The sequence below is a fragment of the Massilia sp. DWR3-1-1 genome (assembly GCF_049898325.1).
Lineage (GTDB): Bacteria > Pseudomonadota > Gammaproteobacteria > Burkholderiales > Burkholderiaceae_D > JAFCUW01.
In genome coordinates this window covers 56,399-79,035 of record NZ_JAFCXL010000017.1, presented here as the reverse complement: position 1 = coordinate 79,035, position 22,637 = coordinate 56,399, and the positions used below count along the sequence as shown (strand labels likewise).

At 64.4% G+C, this 22,637-nt stretch carries 10 protein-coding genes; 3 read left to right on the top strand and 7 right to left on the bottom strand.

Features of this window, described 5'->3' with window-relative positions:
• Nucleotides 1–3 precede the first annotated feature (3 nt).
• Complete coding sequence (locus ACP7EY_RS17650) at nucleotides 4–4,263, bottom strand: YhdP family protein (RefSeq protein ID WP_426195886.1); 4,260 nt, start codon at nucleotides 4,261–4,263, stop codon at nucleotides 4–6.
• A 186-nt stretch (nucleotides 4,264–4,449) separates the two neighbouring features.
• On the opposite strand from ACP7EY_RS17650, the gene glnE reads away from it, so the two are divergent.
• A complete protein-coding gene (gene glnE / locus ACP7EY_RS17645) occupies nucleotides 4,450–7,218 on the top strand; it encodes a bifunctional [glutamate--ammonia ligase]-adenylyl-L-tyrosine phosphorylase/[glutamate--ammonia-ligase] adenylyltransferase (RefSeq protein WP_426195884.1) in 2,769 nt (922 codons plus the stop codon).
• 66 nt (nucleotides 7,219–7,284) lie between these two features.
• Here glnE and ACP7EY_RS17640 read toward each other — a convergent pair whose 3' ends face one another.
• The 3 genes from ACP7EY_RS17640 to tkt form a co-directional block, all read right to left on the bottom strand.
• Complete coding sequence (locus ACP7EY_RS17640; RefSeq protein ID WP_426195882.1) at nucleotides 7,285–10,086, bottom strand: TonB-dependent receptor domain-containing protein; 2,802 nt, start codon at nucleotides 10,084–10,086, stop codon at nucleotides 7,285–7,287.
• A gap of 316 nt (nucleotides 10,087–10,402) precedes the next feature.
• Nucleotides 10,403–11,416, bottom strand: coding sequence for a type I glyceraldehyde-3-phosphate dehydrogenase (gap, locus tag ACP7EY_RS17635; protein WP_426195880.1), 1,014 nt, complete (start codon nucleotides 11,414–11,416; stop codon nucleotides 10,403–10,405).
• A gap of 72 nt (nucleotides 11,417–11,488) precedes the next feature.
• Entirely contained in the window at nucleotides 11,489–13,477 is a 1,989-nt protein-coding gene (gene tkt, locus ACP7EY_RS17630) for a transketolase (protein WP_426195879.1), read from the bottom strand.
• A gap of 161 nt (nucleotides 13,478–13,638) precedes the next feature.
• Between tkt and ACP7EY_RS17625 the strand changes: the two genes are divergently transcribed.
• Nucleotides 13,639–14,364, top strand: coding sequence for a 16S rRNA (uracil(1498)-N(3))-methyltransferase (locus ACP7EY_RS17625; protein ID WP_426195877.1), 726 nt, complete (start codon nucleotides 13,639–13,641; stop codon nucleotides 14,362–14,364).
• Between the two features lie 146 nt (nucleotides 14,365–14,510).
• On the opposite strand, the gene ACP7EY_RS17620 is transcribed toward ACP7EY_RS17625, so the two are convergent.
• Nucleotides 14,511–17,615, bottom strand: a complete 3,105-nt coding sequence (locus ACP7EY_RS17620) for a TonB-dependent receptor (RefSeq protein ID WP_426195875.1) — start codon at nucleotides 17,613–17,615, stop codon at nucleotides 14,511–14,513.
• 507 nt (nucleotides 17,616–18,122) lie between these two features.
• On the opposite strand from ACP7EY_RS17620, the gene ACP7EY_RS17615 reads away from it, so the two are divergent.
• Nucleotides 18,123–19,751, top strand: a complete 1,629-nt coding sequence (locus ACP7EY_RS17615; protein ID WP_426195873.1) for an NAD(P)/FAD-dependent oxidoreductase — start codon at nucleotides 18,123–18,125, stop codon at nucleotides 19,749–19,751.
• Nucleotides 19,752–19,788: 37 nt separating this feature from the next.
• Here the strand turns inward: ACP7EY_RS17615 and corA are convergent, their stop codons facing one another.
• Together corA and ntrC are read right to left on the bottom strand one after the other, a co-directional pair.
• On the bottom strand, nucleotides 19,789–20,760 hold the full coding sequence (gene corA, locus ACP7EY_RS17610; protein WP_426195871.1) for a magnesium/cobalt transporter CorA: 972 nt from the start codon (nucleotides 20,758–20,760) through the stop codon (nucleotides 19,789–19,791).
• Between the two features lie 281 nt (nucleotides 20,761–21,041).
• Nucleotides 21,042–22,589 (bottom strand): nitrogen regulation protein NR(I), encoded by a 1,548-nt coding sequence (gene ntrC / locus ACP7EY_RS17605; protein ID WP_426195869.1) that lies wholly within the window; start codon nucleotides 22,587–22,589, stop codon nucleotides 21,042–21,044.
• Nucleotides 22,590–22,637 lie beyond the last annotated feature (48 nt).

Sequence of the window (22,637 nt, the reverse complement as noted above, 5' to 3'; positions counted from 1 at the left end):
CGTTCATGGGGCGGGCGGTACGCCAGCGGGGGCAACGACGGTACGCTTGGCCAGCTTGGTCACCACCGGCGCCTTCCACGGCCCCTCCACCTTCATTTCGTAAGTCAACGCCTCCATCATGGGTGCGCGCAGGAAAAGCTGGGCCAGGAAACTGCCCAGGCCGATCACGGGATTGACCGCCAGCGCATACACGAGCGGGCCCGTGCCCAGGTTAAATTCGGGCACCACCACCACGCGCAGATTGGTCGATTCGTTGGCGATGTCGGCGCTGCCGTCCATCAGCACGGTGGCGGCCACCCCGTACATCTTGAGATTGTCGGTTTTCAGCACACCCTTGGCAATCACGGCCGTGGCATTGATGCCGTCAAACGCCAGGCCTTCGGAAAAGACGTCGTGGAAATCGAGCTTGAGCAGGCGCGGCAAGGCTTGCAGGCTCAGTACGCCCAGCAATTTGGCGGCGCCCGGATCCTTCTTGAGGAACTGGCCGGCCGCCACATTGAGGGCAATCGTGCCCGACAGGCTGGGCGCGTCGAGCGAGTACGGCAAGCCATTCCAGCTGACGTCGCCCGATAGCTTGCCCTTGCCCCGCTTTAAGGTATCCGGAAAGCCCAGCCGGTCGAGCAGGCGGCCGGCGTCGGCGATGTCGAGGTTGAAGTTGAGATTGGTGGTGCTCTTGCCTTCGCGGATGAGCCACTTGCCGGTCGCCTTGAGCTCGCCATCCGGATTGACCATCGACAGCCGGTTGATGCGCCATTCGCGGCCGGCCGCCACCCGTTCGTTGCTGGCGACCAGTTCGAGCTTGCCCAGCGGCTTGTTGAACAGTTCGAAGCGGTCGGCGACGATGTCGAGACCGGGAATGGTGGCGGCCGCGCTCTTGCTGCTTTCCAGCAAATCCTTCACTTCTGCGGCGGCCGACTCGGGGATGATCAGGGTGGCCAGGCGCGCCGTCACCTTGCCCAGGCCCTGGCCGTTGGCCGGCTCGTTCCAGGTGATGTGGCCAGAGGCCTGGCGCGAGTCGATGTTCGCTTGCCAGCTCGACTTGAGGTGCGACACGCCCACCACCACGTTGTCGAGCTTGCGCTCGGCGATGATCAGCTCGTCAGCGCGACCGGACAGGACGTCGGCCGTCACATACTGGGCCAGGCCCTGCGGACCGGCGGCCGCGGTCGCATCCGCCGCCGCCGGCCCCGCCACCGCGCTGCCCAGGGCCATCCACTGGTCGACATTGAGCGACTTCATATTGACGTTGAACATCACGCCGCTGTCCGGTTCGGGCGCCGGCACGTTGACGCCGATGCCGCCCCGCAGCACCGTCCACGGCCCCTTGCCCTGCCGCTGGCGCAGGTAACGGGCGGTCATGGCCGAACCGATCGACAGGCGAATTTCATCGCGCGCCAGCGCGGCGTCACCGGTGGCCTGCCCGCTCAGGACAAACCGCAAGGGCATGGTGTCGACGGCGGCGCTCTTCGACAGGGGCGCGGGAAACCCCAGGCCCATGCCGGCCAGGCTGGAGTCGACCGTCACGTCGACCCGGTGGTCGCGCACGGCGACAGCGCCCGTAAAGCGCGTCTCGCCGCTGAAATACGCGGTCAGCCGCTGCACCGCCGGCGCCGGCCAGGCCTTGCGCAAGCCGTCGGCGCTGAGCTGGCCAGCGAGCTTGATGAGAATGCTGTTGTCTTTCTGGGTGCCCCCCGTCAGCGCCAGCGGTCCGCCCAGGAAACTGGCACCAACGCCGTTGAGCGAGACGCCCCGCTCGGTAAATTCAATCTTGCCCAGGGCCGCCTGCAAGGGTGGCAGATCGTCGAACAGGGTGATGTCGTTGTTCATCAGTTGCAGCACGCCCTGCACCTTGGTGTCGGGCAGGTGCGCCAGCGGCAGCCGCAGTTTCAGGCCCAGCCGGGCGCCGTTGCTGGCGCGGGCGTCGTCCGTAAAGTGGCCGATCCAGTCGGTGACGGGGCTGGCGCCCACGTAGCGTAAAAATTCCTGCAGGGGCCCGCTGGCGCTGCCGTCGATTTCCAGCTGCATGTCGCGCGAGAGCAAATCGGGGATCACCGCCTTGACGTTGCTCAAGGCGACTCCCGCGGTGCTCGCACTGTCGGCCTTGATGTCCATGCGCGTGCGGTCGAACACGATGCTGCCATTGATACGTTCGGCCAGCGGCCACAGGGGCGACTTGCCGTCCTTGCCCAGGTGGCCCGGGGTGTAATTGAGGCGGGCGTTTTCCAGCCGCCCGGCGACGCGGAATTCGCCGCGGTTGCGCTCGAACGCCGTGTCGGCCTGGAACGGGAAATGCGACAGGTCCCCGCGCAGGCGCACGGTGGCGTCCTGCAGCATGCCGTCCTCGAGCGCACCGACCAGCCACGCGCGCAGGTGCGCCGGCGTTTGCAGGGGCAGATAGCGATCGAGCGACTTGATGGAAAAACCCGTCAGCTCTCCATGCAGGTCGGCCTCGCCCGCCCCTTTGCCATGCACCAGGGGCAATACATGCTTGCCGTGCAGGCGCACGTGCAAGGCGCCCTGGGCGGCCTCGAACTGGTCGATCTGCACGGCCACCTGGTCAGGGCGGGGATACTGCCAGCGCGCGCGCAGGTCGAATTTGTCGAAGTCGATGGCGGGGTCGGCGAACCACTGGGGCAACTCGATGCGCAGTTGGGGCGAATCGAGCTCGACAGTGCCGCCCCGCTCGCTGGCGTCGATGGTACCGGACAAGTGATCGAAACCGGGAATGGCCGGCATGGCCGTGACCGCCTCGCGGCTGGCCGTTTTTGCCACCGCCAGCCGGGGTGGCCGGGCATTGAGGCCCAGTTGCTCGAGCTGACCGCGCACGCGCCAGGTCGGCAAGGACGGATAGCGCCCTTCCCACTCCGCCGAAAAATTGCGCAGGCGCCCGCGCGGCGCCAGTTCGGCCAGCAGGCTGCGCTCGGCCGGCGAGAGCGGGGCCTGGGCGGCCAACTGGGCCACCAGCGCCAGGTCCAGCGCGCGCGCGCTGATCACGGTTTTTTCGCGCTTGCCGCGCGCGGCCGGCGTGTACGACTGCGCCAGCGTGGTGGGCGGCAGGCTGACACCGTCGGCCGTGACGACGGCGAACTGATCGAGCGAGATGCGGTGGCCGTGCTTGCCAAAAGTGGGCGTGCCGGCGGTGGCGACGGGACCGATGGTTTCGCTGGCCGACAGGCGCCCGCTGACCTGGCGCAGGGCCAGCGGGGGCAGCTCGGGCCCCAGCCGCAGCGCCACCGCGCTCAGCGCCAGGTCGGCGGTAAAGCCGGCCAGGCGCGACTGGTCCAGCGTGAGCCAGGCGCGCACCGAGCCCTTGCCCTGGTTGAGCGCAAACGGATAGTCGAGGTACGGTTTCCAGGCGGCCAGGTCGGTGTCGCGCAGGTCGGCGTACAGTTCGCCCTTCCACAGGGAGACGGCGGCGCGGCTGACGGCAAAGCGGGGACTGCTGAAATCGGCACGCACGTCGAGCGGCGCCGACAGCGCCGGCGGCGGCGTGGCGTGCATGGCGAAGCGGTGGCGGTTCCAGTTGTTGGTCAGGCTCAGCTCGACCCGCTCGAGCGCCAGCGTGGGCGCCTGGCGCTGCAGGTCGGTCCAGTCGATGCGGCCGTCGCGGATCACGATATGGTGCTGGCGCAGGGCCCAGTCATTCGGGGCGCCGCCCTTCTTGTTGTCGAGCACGATGCCGGCCACGCTGAGGCGGCCGCTGGCATCGCGCCGCACGTCCAGGCTGGGCCGGATCAGTTCGAGCGATTCGAAGCGGGCATCGCCGGCCAGCACGGTCCACCAGGCGAAGGTGGCCGACACGCTGGGCAGGCTGAGCACGGCGCGGCCCTGGCCGTCGCGCAGCACGACGTCGCCCAGGAACAGATTCGGCCGCAAGCCCTGCCAGGACGCGTAGATCCGGGCGATCGACACCTGGTTGCCCACGGCGCGGCTGGCCAGGCGCTCGATATCGCCCTTGTAATAGTCGATATTAGGCAGGACCACGTAGCGCAGCAGCAGGAACAGGATGGCGAAGGCGAAATACACCAGCAGCGCGAAGCGCACGGTCCAGCCCAGGATGTGGTGCGAGGCCCGATCGCACAGCCGCCAGGCCGCGCGCAGACTGCGCCAGCGCTGCGCCAGGGGCGGGTGCGCGCTGACGCCCTCGGTTGCCTGGCTGTCGATCAGATGGTTAATAGGGGTACTCGCGTAAAAGAACCCCTGGCGTCGGCCCGCGCGCAGCGCGCAAAAAAAGGCCGGCCTCGGCCAGGGGTTCGCAATCAATGTGGTGCGGGCGGCGCGCTTGCGCCAACGCCGCCGCCTGGCTTACCATCGTTCTGCTGCAAGCACGGTCGCAATTTTACCGCATCGCCCGGCCGGCAGAAGCGCCATTGATGAAGCTGGCGCTTGCGTACGACCGCGCTATCGACCGTGCCTCTCCCTCAACCGTAAATAAGCGCCCCGCCTCCCATGAACGCAGCCCCGCACGCAGCCCCGCACCTTGTCGATCCCGCCAGTTATTCGCACTTTTACCAACGCTGGCTGGCGGCCGACCCCGCGCGCGCCGCGCGCCTGAGCGCCCTGGCCCAATTATCGCTCGAACGCTGCGATTTCGGCGCGGAACTGCAGCGTGAACGGGATGCGGGCGCCGCGCCCTTGCCCTTGCCACGCGGCCTGCGGCGCCTGCGCAACCTGGTCGTGTGCACGCTCATCGAGCGCGACCTGGCCGGCCAGGCCGACCTGGCCGAGGTGGTGGCGACGATGACGGCGCTGGCCGACTTCGCCATCGCCTGCGCGCTGGCGCCCCTGATGGACGAGATGGTGGCCCAGCACGGCATGCCGACGGGCGCCGAATCGGGCCTGCCCCAGCAACTGATGGTATTGGCGATGGGCAAGCAAGGCGGCGGCGAACTCAATGTCTCGTCCGACATCGACCTGATCTTTGTCTATCCGGAAGACGGCGACTGCGCCGCCGGCGCCGGCCAGCGCCCCCTGTCGAACCACGAGTTTTTCAGCCGGCTGGGCAAAAAACTGATTGCCTCCCTGTCTGAAGTGATCGAAGACGGTTTCGTGTTCCGCGTCGACATGGCCTTGCGGCCGAACGGCAACTCTGGCCCGCTGGTGGCCAGCCTGTCGATGGTCGAGCACTACCTGATCGTCCAGGGCCGCGAATGGGAGCGCTACGCCTGGGTCAAGGCGCGCGCCGTCACCGGCACGGCGGCCGACATCGCCGCCCTCGACGCCATCGTGCGCCCGTTCGTGTACCGCCGTTACCTCGATTTCGGCGTGATCGACGCCATCCGCACCATGCACGGCCAGATCCGCGCCGAAGTCGACCGCCAGGAACGCTTGCACCCGGACCGCAGCAACAACGTCAAGCTGGGCCGCGGTGGCATCCGCGAGATCGAATTTCTGGCCCAGGTGTTCCAGCTGATCCGGGGCGGCCGCGACGCCGCCCTGCGCGATCGCTCCACCCGCGCCACGCTGGCGGTGCTGGCCGAGAAGGAACTGCTGCCGCGCGACACCGTCGGCACCCTGCTCGACGCCTACACCTTCCTGCGCAATCTCGAGCACCGCCTGCAATACCGCGACGATGCCCAGACCCACACGGTGCCCGGTGGCGAGGCGGAACGCGCCCTGCTGGCCACCATGATGGGCCTGGCGGACGCGGCCACCCTGCTGGCGCAGCTGGACGGCCACCGCCGCTTCGTGGCCGCCCAGTTCGACGCCATCTTCAGCGAGAAGGTCGCCGGCAGCGAAGACGGCGAAGAGAGCATGCAGCTGCACTCGAGCGGCGGCGAGGCCGACATCGACAACCTGGCGGCGATCGAAGCGCGCCTGGCCGGCCTGGGCTTTGACGAGGCCGGCGCCGCCGCCCGCCGCCTGATGGCGACCTGGCACGCGCCGCGCCTGCAGGCGATGCCGGAAGCGAGCCGCACCAGGCTGCTGGCCCTGCTCAACGCCGCCCTGCCCCTGATCGCGCGCGTCATCAAGGAAGCCGGGGTGGGCCGCCACGGCGCCACGCTGGCGCGCCTGCTCGACTTTTTCGAGGCGGTGGCGCGGCGCGCCTCCTACCTGTCGCTGCTGACCGAATACCCGCACACGCTCGAGCGCGTCATTCGCATGATGAACGCGTCCGGTTGGGCCGCCACGTTCCTGTCGCAGCACCCGATCCTGCTCGACGAACTGCTCGACGACCGGGTGAGCGGTGCCGGCCCCGATTGCCCGGCATTGGCGGCCGAACTGCAGGGCCAGCTCGACGGCGCCGCCGGCGACACCGAGCGGCAGATGGACATCCTGCGCGACTTCCACCACGCCCAGCTGTTTCGCCTGCTGGCGCTGGACCTGGCCGGCGAATTGTCGGTCGAGCGCCTGGCCGACTACCTGTCGGCGCTGGCCGACCTGATCGTCGAGGCCACCATCAAGGCGGCCTGGCTGACCGTGGCCAGGCGGCACCGCGAGGTGCCCCGCTTCGCCGTGATCGCCTACGGCAAGCTGGGCGGCAAGGAACTCGGTTATGTCTCCGATCTCGACGTCATTTTCCTGTTCGACGACGACGACCAGGAGGCCGCCGCCCACTATGCCCGGCTGGCCCAGCGCTTCATCACCTGGATGACGGCGCACACCTCGGCCGGCATCCTGTTCGACATCGACACCGCGCTGCGCCCGGACGGCGCCTCCGGCATGCTGGTGTCCTCGCTGTCCGCCTTCGAGCGCTACCAGACCAGCGCGGCCTGGGTGTGGGAGCACCAGGCGCTCACGCGGGCCCGTTTTTGCGCCGGCGACGCCGCCATCGGCGCGCGCTTCGAACAGATTCGGCAACTGGTGCTGATGCGCGAGCGCGACGACACGCTGCTGCGCCAGGAAGTGCTGGCCATGCGCGCGCGCATGCACAAGGCGCAGGCGCCCGGCAGCGGCTTCGACCTCAAGCAGGGCGCCGGCGGCATGATCGACATCGAATTCATGGTGCAGTACCTGGTGCTGCGCCACGCCCACGCCTGGCCCCGGCTGACCGCCAACAGCGGCAACATCGCCCTGCTGAAAACCTGCGGCGAACTGGGCCTGATCGATCCTGCCCTTGCGCTGGCGGTGGCCGACGCCTACCGCGCCATGCGCCGCCTGCAACACCAGGTGCGCCTGCAGGGCCAGGACAATGCGCGGGTGGCGCCGGCGCTGGTGGCCGGTCACGCGCAGGCGGTGACGGCGCTGTGGCAGGCGATGTTCGGCGCGGCGGACTGAACGGGCCATGAAAAAAGCCGCCCCGGAACTGCGGGCGGCTTTCGATGGCACTACAACTGCGGCAACTTAAAACGTGTAGGTCGCGCTCAGCTTGAAGAAGCGGCCATAGCCGTTATGCAGCTGGGTGTTGTAACCGCCCACCGCGTAACGTGGATCGTACGGCGCTGCCGTGTCGAGCAGGTTGCGGATGTTGAAGTTGACCGACAGGTTTTTCACGCCCGTGTAGGTGTACGACATACCGAAGGTGGTCCAGCTGTTGACGCCGCAGGTACCGTTCGAGTAGTCGCTGAATTTCGCCAGGCCACCCAACTGGTAGGCCGTGCTTGGCTGACCGACGCCGTAATGGCAGTATGGCACCGCGTAGACGTTGGTGTTTTCCGAACGGCGCAGCAGCGACACGGGACCGACGTAGTCGACCGAACCGCTCAGGGCGTGCACGCCGCGCGTCCAGTTCAGGGTGTACGAACCACGGTTGCGGGGAATGTCGCCCACGCTGGTGGCCCAGTCCGAGATACCGCCGGCGGTGCCGGCCGCATTCGCTTCCGCCTCACCCGGGCGCTCGGCGCGGGTGTAGTCAATGACGTATTCCCAGTTCAGCTTGCCCGACAGGGTGCCCTGGTCGCCCAGCGACTTGCGCATGGCAACTTCGAACGCCAGGCCCGACACTTGCGTGCTGCCCTGGTTGACGTAGGAACGGTTGACAGCGGTCAAAGGACCGGTGCCCGGGATCGGCTTGCCGCTGCCATCGACCAGCAGGGAACCGACGTTGGTGGCGCGCACGGCCGCACCTGGGTACAGGTCCGGGTGATCGATCACGTACTGGGCGCTCAGCAAAGCCGTTTCCTGCTCTTTGCGGATGTTGTAGTAGTCGATCAGCACGTCGATGTCGCGGGTTGGCGCCAGGATCAGGCCCAGCGAGTAGCTCTTCGATTTTTCCGGGGCCAGGCCGGGGGTGCCGGCGGACAAGCTGGAAATACCTTTCGAGCAATCGACCTGGTCGGCGCCGGTCAGCGGCTTGACACCATCGGGGCAACGGGCCGTGTCAGTCACGGTCGAGAACGACTGGACGCCGCCTGGCGAGACCTGGATCAGCGCTGGCGCACGGAAACCGCGGGCGAAGGTGCCGCGCACGGTGGCCATCGGGCTGATGTCCCACTTGGCGCCCACTTTCGGCACGAAGCTCTTGTCGTTCGGGTACTTGTCGTAACGGGCGGCGAAGTCCATTTCGAACGTCTTGGCGAACGGCGTGCGGGTTTCGACGAAGGCCGAATAGACCTTGCGGCTGCCGTCGATGGCCGAGTTGGCCAGGCCGACGATGTCGCCGCGCTGGGTCAGCACGTCGGGGGTCAGGCCGATTTTTTCCTGGCGTCCTTCAACACCGAAGGCCAGGCCGATATCGCCACCAGGGAGCTTGCCGATGGTGGTGGAGGCCTTGGCGTCGAGCTGGACGACCTGCGAGAAATTGCGGTTGGTGACGGTGGCGGTCGAGGTCGGATCGGCCAGGGTCGCTGCCAGGGTCCGGTTTTCCGTCATGATGCGCGCCAGGGTCGGGCGGTACAGCAGGCCGAAGTAGTTCTCGGTGCGCTCATTGCGGTTGTACATGGCCGCCGTTTCCCAGTCGAAGGCGCCGGTGGTGCCCTTCAGACCGGTGACCAGGCGCACGGTTTCGTTCTTGTTGTCCGAACCGCCCTTGGCGTTCATGCGCAGGCCAACGGCCGAACGCGAGGTCGGGAATGGATTGTCCGGGTGACCGATTGGCAGGATGATCTGGAAGTCCTGCGCGGCGCCGGTCGAGAACACGGTGCTCGGCGAGGTGCTCTGGAACGAGCGCGGCGCGCCCAGGTAGTCGCGGTCCGAGCGGCTGTAACCGAATTCGGTGAACGACTGCACGTCCGGCGACAACTGGATGGTCGCGCGCGAGAGCACGTTGTAGTCCTTGCCGGTGCCCTGTGCTTCGGTGTAGTCGTTCAGGTTGAAGTTACAGAACGTGCGGCCGACCAGGGTCGAGGTGGCCAGCAGATTGTTGGCGGCCATGTCACCGGTGACCTGGTTGCCGGTCGGGCAATTGGTGCGGTTGATGACGTCGGCGCGCAAGGCGTAGCTGTTGGCAAAATTGCGCAGATTGGGGGTGCGCTCGCGGTAGAAGAAGGCCTGGTCGCTCAAGTTGCTCGACAAGGGATTCAAGCGGTTGTTGATGGCGGCCAGGCGCGTCTTGTCGATTGCATCGACGTCGCTGATCATGGTGCGGCCCCGCTCGGCGATATCGGCGCTGACGAAGACGTTGTAGCGGTCCTTGTTCAGGTCGCCGAAACCGAAGATGCCGTTGACGGCCTTGCGGTTGAATTCATTCTTGCCGTTGCCGGAATAGTTGGCCGACAGTTGGGCGCCCTTGTATTCGGACTTGGTGATGAAGTTGACCACGCCGGCGATGGCGTCGGAACCGTAGACGGCCGACGCGCCGTCCTTGAAGATTTCCACGCGCTCGATGGCGGAAATGGGAATCGTGTTGAGGTCATACACGGCCGATTTGCCCTGGTTCGGGTCGGCGTAGGCGGACGCGGTGATGCGACGGCCGTTCAACAGGATCAGGGTGGAGGACGAACCGAGACCGCGCAGCGAGGCGGTCGAAGCGCCTTTCGAGAAACTGCCGTCGACGACGTCGATCGACGAGCCCGAACCGAAGGCGGGGATCGAGTGCAGCAAGTCCTGGACCGTGCTGGCGCCGGTGGCGGCGATCTGCTTGGCGGTCATCACTTCGACCGGCGAAGTACCTTCTTTTTCGGCGCGCTTGATGTTCGAGCCAGTGATGGTGACCTTGGTGATGGGCTGCGCGGCTTCCTGGGCCTGGACGAACTGCGACGATGCCATCGTCAGTGCAACTGCTACAACACTATGCTTGAGTAAAAACTTGTGATTCAAAAAATTCCCCTGTGAAAATTATTCTCGGTCTTGTCGAGTAAGCGACTACACCGTCGTCGTCTGCCTGCGCAGTAAGTACGCAGGGGGAGAAGAATCGCACAGGATGTTAATTTTCGTAAAGATCGCGCTGACTAATTAGTGGAAATGTCACGAAATGTGTTGTTATTTTATGCAAAATGCCTAAACCATTTTACAATTGAAGACCAGTTTGCACAGGCGTAAAAAAACCCGGACCGCAGTCCGGGTTGATTGGCCAGCGCGACGCTTACTTGGCGTTCATCAGTGCCACGGTGGTGTCGAGCATGCGGTTCGAGAAACCCCACTCATTGTCGTACCACGACGACACCTTGACCAGGCGGCCCGACACCTTGGTCAGGGTCGAATCGAAATTCGACGAGGCCGGGTTATGGTTGAAGTCGATCGATACCAGCGGTTCGGTCTGGTACGTCAGGATGCCCTTCAGGGGACCTTCGGCAGCGGCTTTTTCCATCAGTGCGTTCACTTCCTCGACCGTCGTGTCGCGCTTGGCGATGAAGGTGAGGTCGACCAGCGAGACATTGATGGTCGGCACGCGGATGGCGAAACCGTCCAGCTTGCCATTGAGTTCCGGCAGCACCAGGCCCACCGCGGCGGCAGCGCCGGTCTTGGTGGGGATCATGCTCATCGTGGCCGAACGGGCGCGGCGCAAGTCTTCGTGCATGACGTCCGACAGGACCTGGTCGTTGGTGTAGGCGTGGATGGTGGTCATCAGGCCCGTTTCGATGCCGATGGCGTCGTTGAGGGGCTTGACCAGCGGTGCCAGGCAGTTGGTGGTGCAGGAGGCGTTCGAGATGACCGTGTCGGTGGCCTTGAGCACGTCCTGGTTGACACCGTAGACGATGGTGGCGTCGACATCCTTGCCGCCCGGGGCCGAGATGATGACCTTTTTGGCGCCGCCCTTGAGGTGGGCCGAAGCCTTTTCCTTGGTGGTGAAAAAGCCCGTGCACTCGAGCACGACGTCGACGCCGAGCTCGCCCCATGGAATTTCAGCGGGGTTACGCTGGGCGAACACGCGGATCGGATCGCCGTTGACGATCATATTGTCGCCATCGACGGTGACGGTGCCGGGAAACTTGCCGTGGGCGGTGTCATAGCGGGTCAGGTGGGCATTCGACTTGGCGTCGCCCAGGTCGTTGATGGCAACGATCTGGATGTCCTGTTTCTTGCCGCCCTCGTAGAAAGCGCGCAACACGTTGCGGCCGATACGGCCATAGCCATTGATGGCAACTTTGATCGTCATTTTCTGCTCCTCAGTAATAAAAACCGTTTTATAGGCCACTGACCGGACGGGCCGGCCGCGGCCGCTCTTGTTTTATTGGGCCAACACGATCATGGCCTTGGCCACGACGTTGTCGACGGTAAAGCCGAAATGCTTGAACAACTCGGGTGCAGGGGCCGATTCGCCGAAGCTGTCGATGCCCACCACGGCGCCTTCGAGACCCACGTATTTGTACCAGAAGTCCGTCACACCCGCTTCGATCGCCACCCGCGGCACGCCGCGCGTGAGCACGCTGGCCTTGTAGGCAGCATCCTGGCGGTCGAACACGTCGGTCGACGGCATCGACACCACGCGCACGGCCACGCCTTGCGCCGTCAGCGCGGCGGCGGCCTTGACCGCCAGCTCGATTTCGGAACCGGTGGCGATCAGGATGATCCTGGCACCGGCGGCATCTTGCAGCACGTAGCCGCCGCGGGCGATGTCGGCGATCTGCTGCGCCGTGCGCTCCTGGTAGGGCAGGTTCTGGCGCGAGAAGATCAGGGTCGACGGGCCGTTATGGCGGCGCACGGCCGCACCCCAGGCGACAGCCGACTCGACGGTGTCGCACGGACGCCAGTTGTCGAGTTGGGGGATCAGGCGCAGGGACGAGACGTGCTCGACCGACTGGTGGGTGGGGCCGTCTTCGCCCAGGCCGATCGAATCGTGGGTGAACACGAAGATCGAACGCCGTTTCATCAGCGCGGCCATGCGCAGGGCATTGCGGCTGTAGTCGGAGAAGGTGAGGAAGGTCGCGCCGAACGGAATGTAGCCGCCGTGCAGGGCGATGCCGTTCATGATGGCGCTCATGCCGAATTCGCGCACGCCGTAATTGATATGGTTGCCCGGCTTGCCGGAACGGACGTTGACGCTTTCTTTCCAGTTGGTCAGGTTCGAGCTGGTCAGATCGGCCGAACCGCCCAGGAACTCGGGCAGCACGGGCGCCAGCGCCTGGATGGCGTTCTGGCTGGCCTTGCGGGTGGCAATGTTTTCTTTCTTGTCGACGCAGGTGGCGATCGCCGCGGCCAAGGTGGACTCGAAATTGTCGGGCAAGTTGCCGGCCATACGGCGTTCCAGCTCGGCCGCCTGGGCGGGGAACTGGGCGCGGTAGGTGGCGAAGGTGGCGTTCCATGCGCTTTCGGCGGCGGCGCCGGCAACTTTCGCGTCCCAGGCAGCGTAGACATCGGCAGGAATCTCGAACGGCGCAGCGTCCCAGTGCAGGTAGGCGCGCACGGCAGCGACTTCGGTCTCGCCCAGCGCGGCGCCGTGCACCTTGTCGCCGCCCTGCAGGTTGGGCGACCCCTTGCCGATGATGGTCTTGCAGCAGATCAGGGTGGGTTTGCTGGCCTGGCGCGCCAGGGCGATGGCGGCGGCGACAGCGGCGACGTCGTGGCCGTCGACCGCGCGGATGACGTTCCAGCCATACGCTTCGAAGCGGCCCGGGGTGTCGTCGGTGAACCAGCCTTCGACTTTGCCGTCGATCGAGATGCCGTTGTCGTCATACAGGCAGATCAGCTTGTTCAAGCCCAGGGTGCCGGCCAGCGAGCACACTTCGTGCGAGATGCCTTCCATCAGGCAACCGTCGCCCAGGAAGGCATAGGTGGTGTGGTCGACCACGTCGAGGCCCGGCTTGTTGAATTCAGCCGCCAGCAGCGATTCAGCCAGCGCCATGCCGACCGCGTTGGCCAGGCCCTGGCCCAGCGGGCCCGTGGTCGTTTCGATGCCGGGGGTGACGTCCACTTCCGGGTGGCCCGGGGTTTTCGAGTGCAACTGGCGGAAGGCGCGCAGGTCGTCCATGCTCAGCTCGTAGCCGGACAGGTGCAGCAGCGCGTAATGGAGCATCGAGCCATGACCGTTCGACAACAGGAAGCGGTCGCGGTTGGCCCATGACGGGTTGGCCGGATTGTGCTTGTAATGCCCATCCCACAGCGCCACGGCGATGTCGGCCATGCCCATTGGCATGCCAGGGTGGCCGGAGTTGGCTTTCTGGACAGCGTCCATTGCCAAAGCGCGGATTGCGTTGGCCATCTTGGTAGTGGTTTGCATAGGTTTCATGGGTCGAATAGGTCAGGTCGTGGAACGGGAAAGCGGCACGCCGGCGGCGGGAACCGGCGGCGCTGAGCCAACTATTTTACCAGAGTGAGGGGCTGCGCCTTAAAATGCGGCAGATTATTCAGCCCGCCATTGCCCTCATCGACAGGTCTTTCATGCCACGTTTCTACTGCCCCCAACCGCTCGCCGCCGGCGCCACCATCGACCTGCCTGCCGCCGTCGCCCACCATGCCTGGGTGGTGCGCCTGCAGCCGGGCACAACGCTGACCCTGTTCAATGGCGAAGGCGGCCAGTTCGACGCCGAACTGCTCACGCTCGACAAGAAAGGCGCCAGCGCCCGCATCCTCGCCTTCACGGCGCGCGAGTGCGAACTGCCCTACCCGCTGACGCTGGTGCAAGCCTTGCCGGAGGCGGGCAAGATGGATTGGATCATCGAAAAATCGGTCGAACTGGGGGTGGCGGCGATCGTGCCCGTGCTGGCCCAGCGCAGCGTGGTGCGGCTGAGCGGCGAGCGCGCCGAGAAACGCCATGCGCACTGGCAAGGCATTATCGTCGCCGCCGCCGAACAAAGCGGTCGCAACCGCTTGCCAGCGCTGGCGCCCCTGTCCCAACTGCGCGAGTTCACTGCCAGCGCCGGCGGCGCGCAGCGCATCCTGCTCAGTCCGCGAGCACAACAGCCACTGGCCGCATGGGCAGCGGCGCGGGCGCCGCAGGCGCTGACGGTACTGATCGGACCGGAAGGGGGCTTGACGGACGAGGAAGAAGCGGCAGCGCTGGAAGGCGGCGCCATCGCGCTGGGCCTGGGACCGCGCGTGCTGCGCACGGAAACGGCCGGGCTGGCCGTGTTGGCCACATTGGCCGCCATCTGGGGCGAACACTGAGATACAACCGCGCCACGGGCAGGCCGTGGCGCACAGCGAGGCATTGAGGGGCAAGGCGCCATGCGCGAAAAAAAACCGCCAGCGCGATGCTGGCGGTTTTTTGCAGTCAAGTGCTGGAGCGCGGCGGCTCCAGCAGACCAGGACGATCAGAACTTGTGATCGTATTGCACGGTGAACTTGGCCGAACGCGGGGTCTGGTAAGCACGAACCCGGTTGTAGCTTGCCTGGACAGCGCCATCGCCTGCATCGTAGGTTTCCTGACGGGTCAAGGCTTCCTGCTTGTTGAAGACGTTGAAGACGTCAACCTTGAATGCCAGGCCCTTGATCAACGACGGCGAGTACACCAGGTTCATGTCCAGACGTTTTTCGAAAGGCATGCGACCGATGGTGCCACGTGGTGCGGCCGAACCGTTGCACCACATGTAGACATTGCCGTAGCCAGGACCACCGTAGGTCGCGCCGTACAGTGGGTTCTTCAAGCCATCTTCAGCATCGAGGTCGGTGCCGATACAGACTTTAGGACGACCCGACTGCACCAGGGCGTTACCACCGATCGACCACTCAGGGGTGAGCTGGTAGAAACCGAAGGCTTTCAACTGATGGGTACGGTCATTCGGCAGCACGCCGTTGGTGCCGGCCATGAACTCTGGATAATCCCAGTTAGCCGTGGTAGCGACGTCGAGCTGGCCGGTATCCGAGTTGGTCTGGCCTTCCATGTTACCGGTGCTGCGCGACCAGGTGTAGTTGATCTTGCCATACCAGCCGTTGCGCATTGGGTGCTCGGCGAACAGATCGACCGCCTTGTACTTGCGTTCCGCTTTCGGGAAGCCCAGTTGCTCCTCGGTGAAGGTCACGTAACGGCCCGAACCTGGAATGGCCAGTCCGTTGTTGTCATGGCCCTCGACCCACAAGGTGGCAGCCGAACCCGGATTGAAGATGTAGCAAGGCAGGTAGTCACGACCTTTTTGTTGCAGGCCGACCTTGTCCGAGTACGCCAGCATTGGGCGGGTGTCGCAGCTGTCATCGATACCAGCGCCCAGTTTGCGGTAGGTCAGTTTGGCGCCGAAGTTCAAGGAAGGATTGAAGGACTGCTCAAAACCCAGGGTGACTTCATCCTGATAGTTCGGCTTGAGGTCTTTCATGACGACGGAACGTGGATCTTTTGCCTGGCCCAGTTCGCCATCTGGCGAACCTGGCTGGTTGATCGCGGTCAAACCGGTCGGCTGACCCAGGGCGTCGATACCGGTGTAGGTAAAGTCTTGCTGGATGTAGGTCGAACGGCTGGCGGCACGGGCTGCCACCTGGGTTGGCAGTTGCAGGTAGTAACGACCGGCGCTACCGAACACTTTGACGGACGAGTCACCGTTGACGTCCCACGATGCGGCCAGGCGCGGTGCGATTTCACGTTTCATGTCGATGAACTTGACGCCATCGCCATTGCTGTTGGTGTACTGGTCGTTACGAATACCGCCAGTGACCAGCAGGTTCTTGGTGACTTGCCAGCGGTCTTCCAGGTACTGGGCTTGCTGCGATGCGCTTGCCGAAGTCAGGCTGGAGAACTGGAACTTGGTCACGTAGTAACCCTGGGTACCGAGGCCACCGTAGTTGGCGACGATGGCAGGGCGGCTGAGCGAGACATTGTTCGACACGGTCGCGCCGGCGGTGCCGTTAGGAACGCGACGGAAGGTCCAGGTGCCGCCGCCAGCGGTGAACAGGCCGGCGTTGGTCGAATCCATGTCGTTGCGGTCGAGACCGGCGCGGACGGTGTGGCTACCCAGTTTCCACTCCAGGTCGGCACGGTAGGACTTGACGTTGTCGGTGCCGGGCGGCGTGATGTTACCCGAGAATTTCTGGAAGTTGGTGTAACCACCAGCGGCCAGCAGGCCAGGTTCGCGGCCGGCCACGGTCGACGAGACCGCGTACAGCTGGCTGTTGACGTCGTAGTTCTCGAACGTCACGCCGCGCGGATTGCGCAACTGGCCGTACAAACCGGTGAAGGTGACGTCGTCGGTGATCTGACCGACATACTTGAGTGCGTTCGAGTACGAACCGGTCGAAGCCGCATTGCGGTCCGTGCGCTCGCTGTACTTGGTGCTCGTGTGCGAGCCGTCGGCGTTCAGGCCGTAACGACGCAGATTGACGTCGGAATTGTCGCCGATCGAGGTGAATTCAAAACGGTTGTTGTCGTTCAGATTCCAGTCCAGTTTCAACACGTAACGGGTTTGTGCCGTCTTGGTGTCGAACCAGCCATCACGCGCGAGCGTGGTGCTGTCGGTGGAGTTGGGGTTGCCGGTGCGCGTTTCGGTCTGGTCGATCGCGTAGAACATGAACAGCTTGTCCTTGATCAGCGGGCCGCCCATGTACACGCCATACTGCTGGGTTCCGGTGGTGATCAGGTCACGCTGCTGATACAGCTTGCCATTGGTCTTGACGTTGTCCGCATTGCCGGTTTCATCGTAGTAGATGTTTTTCGACTTGGAACGCGCCGAGTTCGGCTGGGTGCTGAACAGTGCGCCCGCTTCCCAGTTGTTGGTACCGCTCTTGGTGGTGACGTTCAAAACGCCACCGATCGAACGGCCGAATTCCGCGCCGAAGCCGCCGGTGATGACCGATGCCTGGGCAATCGCGCCAAACGGCAGTTCCGTCGAGCCCGTCTGCGTCAGCGGATTGGTTACTGGCAAGCCGTTGATGTAGTACGAGTTTTCCGACACGCCGCCGCCACCGAAGCTGTTGGCATTGCCGTAGGCAGAGTCGCCCTTGGTGGTGTTAGGGGCCAGCAGAATCACCGCGCTCAGGTTGCTCGCAACCGGCAGCTTGGCCAGTTCGCGGGCGGTAAACACGGCGCCGTTGTTGGTATTGGAAACGTCGATGCGCGAGCGGCGGCCGCTCACTTCAACTTTTTGCACGGCACCCGTGCTTGCCACGAACGACGCTTCGACACCCTGGCCGATGATCAGATCGACTTCGGCCGTCTGAGCAACCTTACCGGCGCGAATCAGTTCGACGCGGTAGTGACCGATTGGCAAAGCAGTAACCGAGTAACGTCCTGCTCCGTCGACGCTGGCGGTACGACGCAGGCCAGTGTCGGTGTTGAGCAAATTGACAGTCGCACCAGCTGGCGCATCGACCGTACCGTAGACATTACCGGTTGCGCTGGACTGCGCCATCACCGGCTGCATCACTGCCACCGACAAAGCAGCCGAGCTGAATGCGATGGTAAGTGCGCGCGCCACAACAGTTTTTCTAAACATGTGATTTCCTAATTGTTTTTTAAGCGTCTCTAGTGGATCGGCTTGGGTAAAGGTTTACGTGGCTTGGGTAAAGGTTTACGTTAAATCACGGTAAATCTGCGTCGTTCCCCACTACTACAAAACCGCTCGCCCAATGGACGAAATGATAAACATCGTTTGATTGCTATCAACAATATTTAAGTTGTACATGGAACCATATCGAAACGAGCAGTGTCAATGTTCGCCATTTACCAGCGTGCATATAAACAACACTTCAATTTCGCCTGTTTTTTTGGTGCAGCAAACGCCCCAAATTGGTGCATTGCACCAGATGTTTTCTGCGACGCCTGTTTGCGGGCGTGGCAATCGCTTCGTTTAAGCGACGTACGTGCAATTTTCGGAGAATATCGGAGAAACAGGGCGGGCCTGTCCATTTTCCGATGTGCCTGGCCCTCAGTGCGATGCAGCACTGATGCGGGCCCGGCTCAGGTAAAATGGCGGCCTCCTCCCTCTCTGCCCTGCACCGCCATGTTGCGTATTAATGAACTGAAATTGCCTCTCGATCACGCCGAAACGGCCCTGCGCGCAAGCGTATTGACCCGCCTCGGGGTCGACGACAGCGACCTTTTGGCACTGTCGATCTACAAGCGTAGTTACGACGCCAGAAAAAAATCGGCCATCGTATTGATTTATTCGGTCGATGTGTCGGTACGCGATGAGGCGGCGGTGCTGGCGCGGCTCAAAGCCGACGCCCATGTCGGCCCCTCGCCCGACACCAGCTACCAGTTTGTCGCCGGCGGCCTGCAGGCGGCCGGCCATCACACGGGCGAGCGCCCGGTGGTGGTGGGCACGGGGCCGTGCGGCCTGTTTGTGGCGCTGGTGCTGGCGCAGATGGGCTTGCGCCCGATCATCCTCGAACGGGGCAAGCAAGTGCGTGAGCGCACGGTCGATACCTTCGGCTTCTGGCGCAAGCGGGTGCTCAACCCGGAATCGAATGTGCAGTTCGGCGAAGGCGGCGCCGGCACGTTTTCCGATGGCAAACTGTACAGCCAGATCAAGGACCCCAAGCACTACGGCAGGAAGGTGCTGATGGAGTTCGTCAAGGCGGGGGCACCCGAGGAAATTTTGTACGTCAGCAAGCCCCACATCGGCACCTTCCGCCTCGTCAAGATGGTCGAGCAAATGCGCGAGACCATCACCGCGCTGGGCGGCGAGTACCGTTTTTCCAGCAAGGTCAGCGATGTCGAGATCGAACGCGACAGCAGCGGCAATGGCCAGGTGCGCGGCGTGGTGCTGGCCGACGGCGAGCGCATCGCTACCCGCCACCTGGTGCTGGCGATCGGCCACAGCGCCCGCGATACCTTTGAAATGCTCTACGAACGGGGCGTGTATATCGAGGCCAAGCCGTTTTCGATCGGCTTCCGGGTCGAGCACCCGCAGTCGCTGATCGACACCTGCCGCTTCGGTCCCAACGCCGGCAACAAGATCCTCGGCGCGGCCGACTACAAACTGGTGCACCATGCCGCCAACGGTCGCTCGGTCTACAGTTTCTGCATGTGCCCGGGCGGCACCGTGGTGGCGGCCGCGTCCGAACCGGGCCGGGTGGTCACCAACGGCATGAGCCAGTATTCGCGCAATGAACGCAACGCCAACAGCGCCATCGTGGTGGGCATCACCCCCAGCGACTATCCGGACCATCCGCTGGCCGGCATCGCCCTCCAGCGCCGCCTGGAAGAAGGCGCTTTCGCCCTCGGTGGCGGCACCTACGATGCGCCGGGCCAGTTGATGGGCGACTTCGTCGCCGGCCGCGCCTCCACCGCCTTCGGTTCGGTGGCGCCCTCCTACACCCCGGGCGTGCACCTGACCGACCTGGCCAGCGCCCTGCCCGCCTATGCGATCGAGGCCATGCGCGAAGCCTTCCCCGCCTTCGACAAGCAGATCAAGGGCTACTTTCATCCGGACGCCCTGCTCACGGGCGTGGAAACGCGCACCTCCTCGCCGATCCGCATCAAGCGGCGCGACGACGACTTGCAAAGCCTCAACACCCGCGGCCTGTTTCCCGCCGGCGAAGGCGCCGGTTACGCCGGTGGCATCCTGTCAGCGGCCGTCGACGGCATCAAGGTGGCCGAAGCGGTGGCACTGGCGATGGCGCCCTGAGCAGGCTCGCCCTCGCCTGCCGAACCGGTCCGTTTAGTTAGAGCCAGCCGGATTTCTTGAAGCGGCGGTGCATGTACAGGCACACCACCACCATGCAGGCCACCGCCATCGGATAGCCCCACTTCCACTCCAGTTCGGGCATGAACTTGAAGTTCATGCCCCATACGCCGGCGAAGGCGGTGAAGACGGCGAAGATGGCCGCCCAGGCCGCCAGCCGCTTGTTCACTTCGCTCTCATCGATCGCCACCATCGACAGGTTGACCTGGATCGCCGTGCTGATGGTGTCGCGGATGGTGTCGAGGGTGGTGGCGATGCGCACCAGGTGGTCGTGGATGTCGCGAAAATAATCCTCGGTGTTCAGGCACAGGGCCGGCACGCGCCCGCCATACAGGCGCCCCACCGCTTCCATCAGGGGCATGACGGCATGGCGCAAGGTCAGCACGCGTGCCTTCAGTTCGTACAGGCGCTTGATGTTGGCGCGCTGGGCGCCCTGGGTAAAAATATTGCTCTCGATGGTTTCCAGTTCCGCTTCGAGCTTGTCTGCAACGGGAAAGTAACGGTCGACGACGGCATCCATCAGCGCATACAGGACAAAGGCGGAGCCCTGCGCCAGCAGGTGCGGCTCGCGCTCGGCGCGCGCGCGCACGCCCAGAAAGCCCTGGGTGGTATTGCGGCGCGAGGACAGCACGTAATTGGGGCCGACAAACACATCGACTTCGCCCACGTGCAACTCGGCCTCCCCCTCGACCAGCTCGACCGTCTGGATGACGGCGAACAGCGAGTCGCCGTATTCCTCGATCTTGGGCCGCTGGTGGCCCCGCGCGGCGTCTTCCACGGCCAGTTCATGCAGATTAAATTCCAGCTTGGCTTCGGCAAGCTCGCTGGCATCGGGGTCGCGCAGGGCCACCCAGACGAAGGTCTCCGGCTTTTCCAGGTAATCGCTGATATCGGCGACGGGGATATCGGAGAGCTTTTTGCCTTCCTGGTAGGCGACACAATTGATGAGCATGAGGTTCCGTAAATAATCCAGCGACAGCGATCCCCGGCCAGGGCCAGCGATATCAGGGAGGGAGCGGCGCACCAGCGATGCGCCCCAGCACGTTTCAGTACTCTAGCAGGCGCCAGACGGCAGCGGCAACGCATTGCTGGGAAGCGAACCGATCAATGGCCCCCGAGGCGAAGCATGAACAGCATCGGGTTTGCGTAAACTGAAAATGCCCTCGGCTTTGCCGAGGGCATTTTTATCTGACTAACCCAAGCAAAAGTAAGGGTTCACTTTTGCTTGATGGTCTACTCTTCGCGCGCCCCGTCGATCCCCAGTTCGGCGATCTTGCGGGTGATGGTGTTGCGGCCGATGCCCAGGCGCACCGCGGCGTCGTTCTTGCGGCCGTGCGTGTGCTTGAGCGCCGTCTTGATCAGCGCCGACTCGAACTGCTTGCCCAGTACGTCCATCACCTCGGACTGGCCGGCGCTGAGCATCGACGCCGCCTGCAACTCGAGCAGGCCGACCCAGCCGCCAGCGGCGCCCAGTTGGGCCAGCGTGGTGATCGATCCCGGCAGCGTCAACGGTACTGGCAGGGGCCGCACGTCGCCGCCCGTCTGGCCGCCCAGCGGCGAAGCCGGTACGGCAGCGGCCAGCGAGGACGGCGTCGGCGCACTCGAGGCCCATTCCGACGGCGTCTCCTGGCCCTGGGTCAGTTCCAGTGGCAAGTCCTTGACCTCGACGGTCTGACCGGGCGCCATCACGGTGATCCAGTTGCACAGGTTTTCCAGTTGGCGCACATTGCCCGGCAGATCGCGGCTGGCCAAAAAGTGCATCGCCACGTCGCTCATGCGCTTGACCTCGACACCCAGCTGGTGGGCGCTTTGCACCAGAAAGTGGCGCACCAAAATGGGGATGTCTTCGCGCCGCTCCCGCAAACTGGGCAGGCGCAGGCGGATCACATTGAGGCGGTGAAATAAATCTTCGCGGAACAAACCGTCGCGCACGCGCTGCTCGAGGTTCTGGTGGGTGGCGGTAATGACGCGCACCGACGCTTTCATGGGCTGGTGTCCGCCCACCCGGTAGAAATGGCCGTCCGACAGCACCCGCAACAGGCGCGTCTGCAAATCGAAGGGCATGTCGCCGATTTCGTCGAGAAAAAGGGTGCCGCCCTCGGCCTGTTCAAAACGGCCGCGCCGGGTCGCCTGGGCGCCCGTGAAGGCGCCCCGCTCGTGGCCGAACAGTTCCGACTCGAGCAGGTCCTTGGGGATCGCCGCCGTGTTGAGGGCAATGAAAGGCTGGCCGGCGCGCGGGCTGTGCTTGTGCAGGGCGCGCGCGACGAGTTCCTTGCCGGTGCCCGATTCACCCGTGATGAGCACCGTCACGTTTGACTGCGACAGGCGGCCGATGGCGCGGAATACCTCCTGCATGGCCGGCGCCTGGCCCAGGATTTCCGGGGTGTCGGCGGGCGCCGACTCGACGCTGGTCTCGCGCAGGCTCTCTTCGAGGGCGCGGCGGATCAGTTCGACGGCCTTGTCGATGTCGAAGGGCTTGGCCAGGTATTCGAAGGCGCCGCCCTGAAAGGCAGCAACGGCCGAGTCGAGGTCGGAGAAGGCCGTGATGATAATCACCGGCAAGCCCGGGAAGCGCGTCTTGACTTCCTGCAGCAGGGTCAGGCCCGACTCACCGGGCATGCGGATGTCCGACACCAGCACTTGCGGCGTGTCGGTCTCGAGTGCGGCGATGGCGTCGCGAGCGTTGGCAAAGCTGCGCGTGGCGAGGTTTTCGCGCGCCAGGGCTTTTTCCAGCACCCAGCGGATGGAGGCGTCGTCGTCGACAATCCAGATTGGTTTCATGTAATGGCGCTTTCCCGCATTTTGGATCTTCAATGATGTGGGATCTAG